At 58.4% G+C, this 12497-nt stretch carries 11 protein-coding genes and 1 tRNA gene; all 12 read right to left on the reverse strand.

Annotated elements, in window-relative coordinates; genetic code table 11:
- Positions 1–270, reverse strand: a 270-nt coding sequence (gene rpsL / locus V3W31_01200) for a 30S ribosomal protein S12 (GenBank protein MEE9613556.1), incomplete at its 3' end; no start/stop codon positions are given.
- Positions 271–366: 96 nt separating this feature from the next.
- On the reverse strand, positions 367–4527 hold the full coding sequence (rpoC, locus tag V3W31_01205) for a DNA-directed RNA polymerase subunit beta' (protein MEE9613557.1): 4161 nt from the start codon (positions 4525–4527) through the stop codon (positions 367–369).
- 74 nt (positions 4528–4601) lie between these two features.
- Positions 4602–8750 (reverse strand): DNA-directed RNA polymerase subunit beta, encoded by a 4149-nt coding sequence (rpoB, locus tag V3W31_01210; GenBank protein ID MEE9613558.1) that lies wholly within the window; start codon positions 8748–8750, stop codon positions 4602–4604.
- Positions 8751–8919: 169 nt separating this feature from the next.
- Positions 8920–9294, reverse strand: coding sequence for a 50S ribosomal protein L7/L12 (gene rplL, locus V3W31_01215; protein MEE9613559.1), 375 nt, complete (start codon positions 9292–9294; stop codon positions 8920–8922).
- A 58-nt stretch (positions 9295–9352) separates the two neighbouring features.
- A complete protein-coding gene (gene rplJ, locus V3W31_01220; GenBank protein ID MEE9613560.1) occupies positions 9353–9874 on the reverse strand; it encodes a 50S ribosomal protein L10 in 522 nt (173 codons plus the stop codon).
- A 205-nt stretch (positions 9875–10079) separates the two neighbouring features.
- Positions 10080–10772 carry a 50S ribosomal protein L1 gene (gene rplA, locus V3W31_01225; protein ID MEE9613561.1) on the reverse strand — a complete coding sequence of 231 codons (693 nt, stop codon included), beginning with the start codon at positions 10770–10772 and terminating at the stop codon, positions 10080–10082.
- Between the two features lie 4 nt (positions 10773–10776).
- A complete protein-coding gene (gene rplK / locus V3W31_01230; protein MEE9613562.1) occupies positions 10777–11202 on the reverse strand; it encodes a 50S ribosomal protein L11 in 426 nt (141 codons plus the stop codon).
- A 48-nt stretch (positions 11203–11250) separates the two neighbouring features.
- Complete coding sequence (nusG, locus tag V3W31_01235; protein ID MEE9613563.1) at positions 11251–11784, reverse strand: transcription termination/antitermination protein NusG; 534 nt, start codon at positions 11782–11784, stop codon at positions 11251–11253.
- Positions 11785–11797: 13 nt separating this feature from the next.
- Entirely contained in the window at positions 11798–11989 is a 192-nt protein-coding gene (gene secE / locus V3W31_01240) for a preprotein translocase subunit SecE (protein ID MEE9613564.1), read from the reverse strand.
- A gap of 47 nt (positions 11990–12036) precedes the next feature.
- Positions 12037–12112: transfer RNA gene (locus V3W31_01245), tRNA-Trp, on the reverse strand.
- A gap of 36 nt (positions 12113–12148) precedes the next feature.
- Positions 12149–12298, reverse strand: coding sequence for a 50S ribosomal protein L33 (gene rpmG / locus V3W31_01250; GenBank protein MEE9613565.1), 150 nt, complete (start codon positions 12296–12298; stop codon positions 12149–12151).
- Positions 12299–12380: 82 nt separating this feature from the next.
- The coding region (locus V3W31_01255) for an elongation factor Tu (protein ID MEE9613566.1) at positions 12381–12497 on the reverse strand (117 nt) is incomplete at its 5' end.

A 12497-nucleotide genomic window follows, 5' to 3' on the forward strand; every position in this document is an offset into this window, starting at 1 on the left:
GAGGTCCTTCACCCTGCCGCCCCTTATGAGCACGACCGAGTGTTCCTGGAGGTTATGCCCTATTCCGGGTATGTAGGAGGTTACCTCCATACCGTTGGTGAGCCTGACCCTTGCCACCTTCCTCAAGGCCGAGTTCGGCTTCTTTGGCGTGGTGGTATATACCCTGACGCATACCCCCCTTTTCTGGGGACAAGACTCAAGGGCCGGCGAGGCGGTCTTGTGTTTGGGCCTCTTCCTTCCCTTACGTACAAGCTGATTTACTGTAGGCATTTAAAGCACTTACCTCCAAGGTGGGACGCCGCTTGCGGGCGACCGCATTACATACGGATTAAAAGTTTATAATTTTATCAACTCTTGGGCGTGCTGTCAAGGAGTTATAGCGACTCCCTCGACCTTTTCTTCGACCTTCGCGGCCCTTTCAACCCTTTCGGGCTCCCGCGCCTCCTCTTCTTCCTCGTCATCAAAGCGCGCCACCACCCCCTTGTAGTCCCTGAAACCCGTGCCGGCGGGTATGAGACGCCCCATTATAACGTTCTCCTTCAACCCCCTCAGCCTATCTATCTTCCCCTCGACCGCCGCACCGGTGAGCACCTTCGTGGTCTCCTGGAAAGAGGCTGCCGAGATGAAGCTCTCGGTCGAGAGAGAGGCCTTGGTAATCCCCTGCAGGAGCGGCTCTGCCACCGCGGGCATCTTCCCCTTGGCCAGGATCCGCTCGTTCTCCTCCTCGAAGAGATACCTCTCGATCTGCTCGCCCACAAGGAGCTTGGTATCCCCGCTGTCCTTTATATTGACCCGCTGGAGCATCTGCCTGACGATCACCTCTATGTGCTTGTCGTTTATCTTGACGCCCTGGAGCCTGTAAACCTCCTGGACCTCGTCGACCAGGTACTTCGCGAGCTCCTTCACGCCGAGCACCCTCAGGATATCGTGCGGGTTGGCGCTGCCGTCCATAAGCGGCTCTCCGGCCACGACCTGGTCCCCCTCCCTGACGCTTATGTGCTTGCCCTTGGGTATGAGGTACTCCTTGAGCTCGCCGGTCTCGGGCACTATCTCTATCTTCCTCTTGCCCTTGGTGTCCTTGCCGAACGACACGACTCCGTCTATCTCGCTTATAATCGCGCATTCCTTGGGTTTCCTGGCCTCGAAGAGCTCGGCCACCCTGGGGAGTCCGCCGGTTATGTCCTTCGTCTTTGTGGTCTCCCTCGGTATCTTGGCCACTATGTCGCCGGCCTTGACCTTGTCGCCCTCGCCGGAGGTGATTATCGCGCTGAGCGGGAGCATGTAGCGTGCCTCCCTCCTGGTGCCGGAGACCTTGTGGGTCCTGCCCGCCTCGTCCTTTATCGAGACCCTCGGCCGGAGGTCTCCCTCCCTGTAGGCGACCACGACCTTGCTGGAAAGGCCGGTGACCTCATCGAGCTGCTCGCGCATGGTCTTGCCTTCCTCCACGTCCCCGAACTTGACGATACCGCTCGTTTCCGTAAGTATCGGTATGGTGTAGGGGTCCCATTCGGCCAGGGTCGTACCGGAGGTCACGTTCTGGCCCTCGGTCACCTTAAGCCTGGCGCCGTATATGACGGGTGTCCTCTCGCGCTCCCTGCCCTCATCGTCCCGCAGGGCCACCTCGCCGTTACGGTTCATAACGATGGTCTCGCCCTTGGAGTTCACGGCCGTATGGAGGTTCATGAGCTTAATCGCCCCTTCGTGCCTCGCCTCGAGCGTGGTCTGCTCGGCCCTCCTGCTCGCCGTGCCGCCTATGTGGAAGGTCCTCATGGTAAGCTGGGTTCCGGGCTCGCCTATGGACTGGGCCGCTATTACGCCCACGGCCTCGCCCATATCCACCACCTTGCCCCTGGCGAGGTCCCTGCCGTAACACTTAACGCATATCCCCCTCACGCTCCTGCATGTGAGCACGCTCCTTATCTTCACCCTGTCGATACCCGCCTCCTCAATGCGCCCCACCTTCTCCTCGTCTATCTCCTCGTTGGCGGAGACGATAACCTCCTGGCTGAAGGAGTCGACCACGTCCTCCAACGCGACCCTTCCGAGTATCCTCTCGCCTATGGGCTCGATTATCTCGCCGCCCTCGACGAGCGAAGACAGGTAGATGCCGTCGAGCGTGCCGCAGTCTTCATCGACCATTATCGCGTCCTGGGCGACGTCCACGAGCCTCCTGGTAAGGTAGCCGGAGTTGGCGGTCTTAAGCGCGGTGTCGGCCAGACCCTTCCTCGCGCCGTGGGTCGATATGAAGTACTGGAGCACGGTGAGGCCCTCCCTGAAGTTGGCGGTAATGGGGGTCTCTATTATTTCTCCCGACGGCTTGGCCATAAGGCCCCTCATCCCGGCCAACTGGCGTATCTGCTGGGAGGAGCCCCGGGCGCCGGAGTCGGCCATCATGAATATGGGGTTGAAGCTCGGGACCTTCCTCTTATTGCCTTCCTCGTCCTTTACGGTATCCGTGCCGAGTTCCTTGAGCATCTCATCGGCCACCTCCTCGGTCGCCTGGGCCCAGATGTCTATGACCTTGTTGTACCTCTCGCCGTCTGTTATGAGCCCCTCGTTATACTGCCTCTGTATCTCCCTTACCTCGCCGTAAGCCTTATTGAGTAACGCCTCCTTCTTTACGGGTATCTTCATGTCGTCGATGCAGATCGAGACACCCGCCTTGGTGGCGTAGCGGTAACCGAGGTTCTTGAGCCTGTCGGCGAGAATAACGGTCTCCTTGTTCCCGGCCCTCCTGTAGCAGATGTCTATAAGGTCGGCCAGTTGCCTCTTGTCCATTACCCTGTTTATCTCGCTAAAGGCTATGGCAGCGGGCACCACCTCCCTTAAAATGATCCTGCCCACGGTGGTATCGACCAGCTCGCCGTCCACCTTTACCTTTATCTTCGCCTGGTGGTGCAGCTCTCCCGCGTCGAAAGCGGCCCTGACCTCGTCGAAGCCGGAGAGCCTCTTGCCCTCGCCCTTCACGCCGAACCTCTCGCGCGTCAGGTAGTAGAGCCCGAGCACTATGTCCTGGGTGGGCACGATAATCGGCTTTCCGCTCGCGGGAGAAAGGATGTTGTTGGTGGACATCATCAGCACCCTGGCCTCGGCCTGGGACTCGACCGAGAGTGGTACGTGCACGGCCATCTGGTCGCCGTCGAAGTCGGCGTTGAAGGCGGTACACACGAGCGGGTGGAGCTGGATGGCCTTGCCCTCGATAAGGAGCGGCTCGAACGCCTGCACGCCGAGGCGGTGGAGAGTGGGAGCGCGGTTCAAGAGCACCGGGTGCTCCTTTACTACCTCGTCGAGCACGTCCCAGACCTCGGGTCTCTCCTTCTCGAGCATCTTCTTCGCGCTCTTTATGGTCGTCGCGTATCCCCTCTCCTCCAACTTCTGGTAGATGAAGGGCTTGAAGAGCTCGATCGCCATCTTCTTCGGGAGCCCGCACTGGTGAAGCCTCAGGTCGGGCCCTATGACGATGACCGAACGGCCGGAGTAGTCGACACGCTTACCGAGCAGGTTCTGCCTGAACCTGCCGCCCTTGCCCTTTATCATGTCGCTAAGTGACTTGAGCGGCCTTTTGTTCTGGCCGGTTATGACCCTGCCGCGCCTGCCGTTATCGAAGAGCGCATCCACGGCCTCCTGAAGCATCCTCTTCTCGTTCCTTATGATTATCTCGGGACCGTTAAGCTCCATGAGCCTCTTAAGCCGGTTGTTCCTGTTTATCACGCGGCGGTAGAGGTCGTTCAGGTCGCTGGTGGCGAACCTGCCGCCGTCGAGCGGGACGAGCGGTCTTAAGTCCGGCGGCAGGACCGGGATGGTCTCGAGTATCATCCACTCCGGCCTGTTGCCCGAGGAGAGGAAGGCGTCGACCACCTTGAGTTTTTTGACTATCTTCTTTTTCTTGGCCTCGGAGGCGGTCTTGCTCATCCCGTCCCTGAGCTCGGCCGACAGCTTCTCCAGGTCGCACCTCTTGAGCATCTCCCTTATGGCCGAGGCCCCCATGCCGGACACGAAGCTGTCGAGACCGTACTTCTCCATGGCCTGCTGGTACTTCTCCTCGGTTAAGAGCTCCCCCTCGGTGAGGGCGGTATCCCTGGGGTCTATGACGATGTGGTTCTCGTAGTAGAGCACCCGCTCCACCTCTTTGAGCGTCATGTCCAGCACCGCCCCTATCCTCGAGGGGAGACTCCCCATGAACCATATGTGTGCAACCGGGGTGGCGAGCTCTATGTGGCCGAGCCTCTCGCGCCTTACCTTCGAAGGGATTACCTCCACGCCGCACTTCTCGCAGACCACCCCCCTGTGCTTCATCCTCTTATACTTACCGCAGTTGCACTCGAAGTCCTTGACGGGGCCGAATATCTTGGCGCAGAAAAGTCCGTCCCTCTCCGGCTTGAAGGTGCGATAATTTATGGTCTCGGGCTTCTTCACCTCGCCGTGGGACCACTCCCTTATCCTCTCCGGCGAGGCGATGGTAATCCTTATGGCGTTGAAGTCCGTGGGTTTCTTTTGCTTTTCAAATAGGGCCATGAGGCTTTCCACAGTATACCCCCTTGTTTTAAGAACAATGCAACGGAAAACTAAAAAAAAGTGCCTGTATTTCCAGACTCACCGACTCACTGACTTTGTCCTTCGTCCTCCATGAGGTTCACGTCGAGCGCGAGGCTCTGGAGCTCCTTCACCAGCACGCTGAAGGACTCCGGAATGGTCGGCTCCAGCGTATAGTCCCCCCTTACGATAGACTCGTATATCTTGGTCCTGCCCGGGACGTCGTCGGACTTGACGGTGAGGAACTCCTGGAGGCTGTGGGCCGCGCCGTAGGCCTCCATGGCCCAGACCTCCATCTCACCGAGCCTCTGGCCGCCGAACTGGGCCTTCCCGCCGAGCGGCTGCTGGGTGACGAGCGAATACGGGCCCGTACTCCTTGCGTGTATCTTGTCGTCGACCAGGTGGTGGAGCTTCATCATGTACATCTCGCCCACGGTGACCTTCTGGTCGAAGGGCTCGCCGCTCCTGCCGTCACGGAGTACGGTCTGGCCGCTCCGGGACAGCCCCGCGGAAGCCAGCGCCTCCCTGACGTCCTCCTCCGTGGCCCCGTCAAAGACCGGAGAGGCCATGGTTACGCCCCCCCTGAGCCTCCGGGCAACGCCGAGGACCTCCTTATCGGAAAGGCCGTTCATGAACTTGCTGAACTCGAGCGAGCCGTAAATCTTCTTAATCTTATCTCTTATGGTGTTCGGGCTTAGCCCCTTGTCGATCATCTCCCCCACGGACTTGCCGAGCTCCTTCGCCGCCCACCCGAGATGGGTCTCGAGTATCTGCCCCACGTTCATCCTGGAAGGAACGCCCAATGGATTAAGAACGATGTCCACCGGGGTCCCGTCGACCATATACGGCATGTCCTCCTCGGGGAGTATCCTCGATATGACACCCTTGTTGCCGTGGCGCCCGGCCATCTTATCCCCCACCGAGACCTTCCTCTTCATCACGATGTATACCTTGACCATCTTTATGACGCCGGGCGGGAGCTCGTCCCCTCTCTTAAGCCGGTTTATCCTGTCGTTGAAGACGACCTTAATGAGGTCCATCTGCTCGCTCAAGTCGTTCTGTGCCTTGGCTATGTCCTTTTCGGCCTTCTCGTCCCCGGCCGGTATGATCTCGGGCCACCTGGTCTGGGGGATGTCCTCCAGGACGTCGACGGTTATGACCTTGCCCTTGGAAAGGAGCGTGGCCCCCTTCTTGTCCGTAATGCGGGTCTTGGACTTCTTGCCCGTAAGGAGCTTCTTTATACGGTTATAGGTGCTGGCCTTTACTATGTTTATCTCGTCGTCGCGGTCCTTGTGCAGTCTGGCTATCTCCCTATCCTCTATGGACCTCGACCTCTCGTCCTTCTCCGCGCCCTTCCTGGTGAAGACCTTCGCGTCTATCACGACCCCCTCTATGCCCGGCGGCACCCTCAATGAGGTATCCTTCACGTCCTCGGCCTTCTCGCCGAATATAGCCCTCAGGAGCTTTTCCTCGGGAGAGAGCTGGGTCTCCCCCTTGGGGGTTATCTTGCCCGCCAGTATATCGCCGGGGCCGATCTCGGCGCCTACGCGTATGATCCCGCTCTCGTCGAGGTCCTTCAATGCCTCCTCGCCGACGTTGGGGATGTCCCTGGTTATCTCCTCCTTGCCGAGCTTTATGTCTCTTGCGACCACCTCGAACTCTTCTATGTGGAGCGAGGTGAAGACGTCGTCCTTTATAAGCCTCTCGCTTATGAGTATGGAGTCCTCGAAGTTATACCCGCCCCAGGGCATGAAGGCCACGAGCACGTTCCTGCCGAGCGCCAGCTCGCCGTTGTCCGTGGACGGTCCGTCGGCGACCACATGGCCCTTTCCGACTTTATCCCCCTTGGAGACGATGGGCTTGTGGTTCAGGCACGTGTTCTGGTTCGACCGCCTGAACTTGGTGAGGTTGTAGATATCGACCCCGCCGACGTCATTTTTGATAACGACCCTGGCCGCGTCAACGCTCTCCACCGTCCCGGCGTTCCTGGCCACCACGGTAACCCCCGAGTCCCTGGCCACGACACTCTCCATGCCTGTGCCTACGACCGGGGCCTCGGTCTTTACGAGAGGGACCGCCTGACGCTGCATGTTGCTTCCCATAAGCGCCCTGTTGGCGTCGTCGTTCTCCAAAAACGGAATGAGAGAGGCCGCGATACTCACAAGCTGGTTCGGCGAGACGTCCATCAGCGTCACCTCGCCCGGCTTGGCCATGATGAAGTCCCCACCCTTCCTGGCGGAGACGAACTCCCCGGTGAAGCATCCGTCCTTATCCAGCGGCGCGTTGGCCTGGGCTATCACGCGGTCCTGTTCGTCCAGCGCCGAAAGGCAGTTTATCCTGTCGGTGACCTTACCCTCCGCCACCTGCCTGTAGGGCGTCTCTATGAAGCCGTACTCGTTTACCCTGGCGTAGGTGCTGAGCGAGACGATAAGCCCGATATTCGGCCCTTCGGGCGTCTCTATGGGACAGATCCTGCCGTAGTGCGTGGCGTGAACGTCCCTCACCTCGAACCCGGCCCTCTCCCGGGTAAGCCCCCCGGTGCCGAGTGCTGAGAGTCTCCTCTTATGCGTGACCTCGGAAAGAGGGTTGGTCTGGTCCATGAACTGAGAGAGCTGGCTCGAGCCGAAGAACTCCTTTATGACCGCGGTAACGGGCTTTGGGTTTATGAGGTCGTGAGGCATGAGCGTCTCCAACTCCCCCATGCTCATCCTCTCCTTCACCGCCCTCTCCATCCTCAGGAGCCCTATCCGGTACTGGTTCTCTATAAGCTCCCCCACCGAGCGGACCCTGCGGTTGCCGAGGTGGTCGATGTCGTCCACCATGCCATGACCGTTCTTGAGCCCTATCAGGTAGCGGACCACCTCTATGATGTCCTCTTTCCTCAAAGTGGTGCTGTCGAGAGGGACTTCCACTCCGAGCTTGCGGTTCAGCTTGAGCCTCCCGACCTTCGAGAGGTCGTACCTGTCCGGGGAGAAGAAGAGGTTCTGGAAGTAATGGTTCACGGTCTCCACCGTGGGAGGGTCGCCGGGCTTCAACCTCTTGTATATCTCCACCCTCGCGTTCATCGTCATGTTGGTGATGGGGTCGTCGGGGTTTATCTTGCGGTACTCGGCTACGGACTTCATTTCCTCGTTGCCCGTGCGGTCGCCGAGGAGCGTATCCCTGAAAAAGTCTCCCATGGCCTCTATGAAGAGCAGCTTGAACCTCTCTATGCCGCGCCTGGATATGTCGTCGAGCACCTCGCGCGTAAGGGTCTGGTTGCACTCGAGCACCACCTCGCCCGTTTTGGGGTCCACTATGTCGTTGGAGGCTATCCTGCCGACTATGTCGTCGACCTCGACGGGTATATACTTTATCTTCGCGGCCACGAGCTTCTTTACGGCCACGCGGGTGAACTTCCTTTCCTTTTTGACTATAATCTCGCCGGTCTTCGGGTCCTTGATGTCGCGGCTCGCCTTCTGCCCGACTATATACTCGGGCTCCACGCTCTTAAGTATCTTCCTCCCCTCGACCACCACCTCCTCGCTCGGATAGAAGTAGTTAAGCAGTTCCTCGACGGAATATCCGAGGGCCTTCAGGAGGACCGTGGCGAGCATCTTCCGGCGTTTGTCTATCCTGACGTAGAGCAGTTCCTTCTGGTCGAACTCGAAGTCCAGCCAGGAGCCGTGGTATGGTATGACCCTCGCGGTGTACTGGATCTTGCCGGTATAACCCTTCCCCTTATCGTGCTCGAAGAATACCCCGGGGGAGCGGTGGAGCTGGCTGACGACGACCCTCTCGGTGCCGTTTATGACGAAGCTGCCGTTACCGGTCATAAGCGGTATCTCGCCGAAGTAGACCTCCTGCTCCTTTATGTCGCGTATGGTCTGCGCCCCGGTCTCCTGGTCCTTGTCCCACATGATAAGCCGGACCATTATCTTTATGGGGGCGGCGTAGGTCATCCCCTTCTGGTGGCACTCGGAGACCGTGTACTTCGGATCGAGGAGCGTGTAGCTGACAAACTCCAGGGATGCCGTGGAGCTAAAATCCTTTATGGGGAAAACACCCTTGAATATGCCCTGAATGCCGGTGTCCTTTACCTCCCCGGGCTTCGCGTCCAGCTGCAGGAACTCGGCAAAGGACTTCTCCTGCACCTCGATGAGGTTCGGTATGTCCACCACCTTCCCTATGCGGGAGTAGTCCTTCCTGAGGTTGATTCCACTTAAAGAGAAAGCCATATTTTCCTCTCTCCTTCCGGTGCTGCTAAATTACTAAAAAACGAACTGCCCACCGACATCGGCGGGCACACTCACCATGTCAAAGGCCGTGATACGTGTGCGTTACACGTGATGCGGGAAGAGAAAGTCTTTTACGTATAACGCATCGCGCACAAGCATACGGCTTTTACTACTTTATCTCGACCTTGGCCCCTGCGGCCTCGACCTTCTTCTTTATCCCCTCGGCCTCATCCTTGGAGACACCCTCCTTCATGCTCTTGGGCGCTCCCTCGACGAGGTCCTTGGCTTCCTTAAGCCCGAGACCCGTGACGGCCCTTACCTCCTTTATGACCTTTATCTTCTCGGCGCCAAACGACGTCAGCACCACGTCGAACTCGGTCTTCTCCTCGACCGCCGCCCCTCCGGCCGGTGCCGCGGCAACCGCTACCGGTGCGGCGGCACTCACGCCGAACTTCTCCTCGAGCTCCTTTACGAAGTCGGCAAGCTCGATTACCGTCATGTTCTCTATGTACTTAACTACTTCCTCTTTCTTTACCTCTGCCATCTCTCTCTCCTCCTCGTCTTTTACGGTTTAAGTTGTATTTAAAGGCCATCCGGCCCGATTAAGCACTTTTCTTCGTCTCGCCTATGGCGTTAAGCGCGTAGAGTAGCTTCAGCGGTACGCCGCCGAGTACCCTGACAAGGCCGGTGGGTACGTTATTCAATACACCTACGAGCCTGGCAAGGAGCTCCTCCCTGGAGGGCAGGCTCGCCAGCCCCTTGATCTCGGCCAGGTCCATAACCCTGTCGCCGAGGACCCCGACCTTCATCTCGAAGTTGGGCTCGCTCTTTGCGAACTCGGTAAGGACCTTGGCCGTGGCGGCCGCGTCCTTATAGCTGAAGGCTACGGCCACGGGCCCCTTGAAGTGCTCACTAAGGCTCTCGGAACTCGTGCCCTTTATCGCGAGCCTCGTAAGGGTGTTCTTCGATATCTTGAACTCCGCCGCCGACTCTCTCAAGGACTTCCTGAGCGCGGTCATCCCCTCGGCCTTGATGCCCGTATAGTCGGCCAGGAAGGTCGCGTCGGCCTTCTCGAACCTGCCCTTGAGCTCTTCTATCTGAACTTTCTTTTCGCTTCTTTCCACTTTTTCTCCATCCCCCCTTTCCGTCTCTTTGTGACGCCAGGAACGGAAGAGAGACCTGAGACGCTACCCTTTAATGAAGATACCGAAAGGCGGGGGACGGTGCCCCCCCATCTCTTTTAAAGGCCGGCCTCGGCAGGGTATTAAGCCGCCACAATACGGCGACACCTGCTGTCTCTGACCATTTCCGACGATCCGGCTTGACTACTTACTTAAAGGTATTCCTCACATCCACCGTGTCGAGCTTTATGCCCGGCCCCATGGTGGTGCATATATTAAGGCTCTTCAGATACGTGCCCTTGCTTGCGGACGGTTTTGCCTTTATCACCGCCTCCATGAGCGTATTAAAGTTCTCTCTCAATTTTTCGACGCCGAAGGAGACCTTCCCGATGGGGACATGCACGCACCCGGCCTTGTCCACACGGAACTCCACCTTGCCGGCCTTGATCTCCTCCACTGCCTTCTTAACGTCGAAAGTGACGGTCCCGGTCTTGGGGTTTGGCATGAGCCCCCTGGGACCGAGTATCTTCCCGAGCTTGCCGACGACACCCATGATGTCCGGTGTGGCCACGGCCTTGTCGAAGTCGAGAAAGCCCTTCTTTACCTTTTCCGCGAGCTCTTCCCCGCCGATGTAGTCCGCGCCGGCCTCCCTGGCCTCGGCCTCCTTCTCGCCCTTGGCGAAGACCAGCACCCGGACCTTCTTGCCCGTGCCGTGCGGGAGGACCACGGTGCCCCTTACCATCTGCTCGGCCTTCCTCGGGTCCACCCCGAGCCTGCCGGTCAGCTCCACGGTCTCGTCGAACCCGGCCGTGGCGGTACCGGGCAGAAGCCCGAACGCCTCATCAAGTCCGTAGTCCTCTTTCTCTATCGTCTTTTTCGCCGTATTGTACTTCTTTCCCATCGCCCTACCCTTCCACTGTTATGCCCATGCTCCTGGCGGTACCCTTGACGGTCTTTACCGCGGCCGAGAGGCTGGCCGCCGTCAGGTCCGGCGTTTTGAGCCTGGCTATTTCTTCAACCTGCTTTTCGGTCACCTTGCCTACTTTCTCCTTGTTGGGCGCGCCCGAGCCCTTGGCCAGACCCGCGGCCTTCAAGAGAAGCGTTGCGGCGGGCGGTGTCTTTGTTATGAAAGAAAAACTCCTGTCGGCATAGACCGTTATGACTACCGGTATTATCATGCCCTCCTGCTTCTGGGTCTTGGCGTTGAACTCCTTGCAGAAGCCCATGATGTTCACCCCGTGCTGGCCGAGCGCGGGACCCACCGGGGGGGAGGGGTTGGCCTTTCCGGCCTGGATCTGCAGCTTTATCTGTCCTATTATCTTCTTTGCCATCCTCTATACCTCGCTTAAATTATAAGTCCGCGGCTTCGCCATGGAACTCTACGACTTCTCCACCTGTACGAAGTCCAGCTCGACCGGCGTGGCCCGGCCGAATATGCTCACAAGCACCCTGAGCTTCCCCTTCTCGGGCTTCACATCTTCCACCAGGCCGGTAAAGTTGGTGAACGGGCCGTCGGTGACCCTTACGTTCTCGCCCTTCTCGAACAGCACCTTGGGCTTGGGCGTAACGGCGCCCTCCTCCATCTGGCGCGTTATCCTCCCGACCTCCTCCTCCGAGATGGCCGGCGGCTGCTGGTCCCCGCCGACAAAGCCGGTTACCTTGGGGATACCCTTTATAAGGTGCCAGGTATCCCCGGTCAGGTCCATGTTGACCAGTATGTAGCCGGGAAAGAACTTCCTGGATGTGGTCCTCTTGACACCCTTGACCATATCCACGACCTTCTCCGAGGGCACGAGCACCTCGCCGAAGGAGTCGCCCTTACCCTCCACCTTTATCTTTTCCTCTATGGCCGCCTTTACCTTATTCTCGTAGCCGGAATAAGTATGGACCACATACCACTTCTTTTCTCTCATATTAAACCTTACCTCAATTCAAAGCGTGGCGAACGACCCACCCCAGGAGGAGGTCTACCGTCCCCAGGTACGTCGCCATCAGGAATGCAACTACTATAACAACCCACGTGGACGCGGTGGCCTGCTGCCTGGTAGGCCATGTGACCTTCTTAAGCTCCGCCCTCGCCTCCGAGAGAAACAGCTTTGCCTTGTCTATCTTCTCCATAACTCCGCTACCCCCCGGTTCCGGACCGGACTCCCTTTTAGAATGTATGGCAGGCCAGGAGGGATTCGAACCCCCAACCCGCGGTTTTGGAGACCGCTGCTCTACCGTTAGAGCTACTGGCCTGTAAACTCTTCTGGTTGTCGTGGGCGGGATACACCCCTACTTCGTCTCTTTATGTACCGTGTGCCTGCGACAGAACTTGCAGTACTTCCTGAGCTCAAGCCTGTCGGTGGTGGTCTTCTTGTTCTTGGTCGTGCTGTAGTTCCTGCGCTTGCATTCGGTGCAGGCCAATGTGATTATTTCCCTCATCAATATCTCCCCTTAAAGGCCGTTATGCGTGTGCGTGATGCGTGATGCGGAAAGAAAAAATCTTTTACGCATCACGGCTCTTCTACTCTACTACCTTGGTTACGACCCCGGCCCCGACGGTCCTGCCGCCTTCCCTTATCGCGAACCTCACGCCCTCCTCCATCGCTATCGGCGTGATGAGCTCTATGTCCAGGTTCAC

It is taken from the genome of Thermodesulfobacteriota bacterium (assembly GCA_036482575.1).
Classification (GTDB): Bacteria; Desulfobacterota; GWC2-55-46; order GWC2-55-46; family JAUVFY01; genus JAZGJJ01.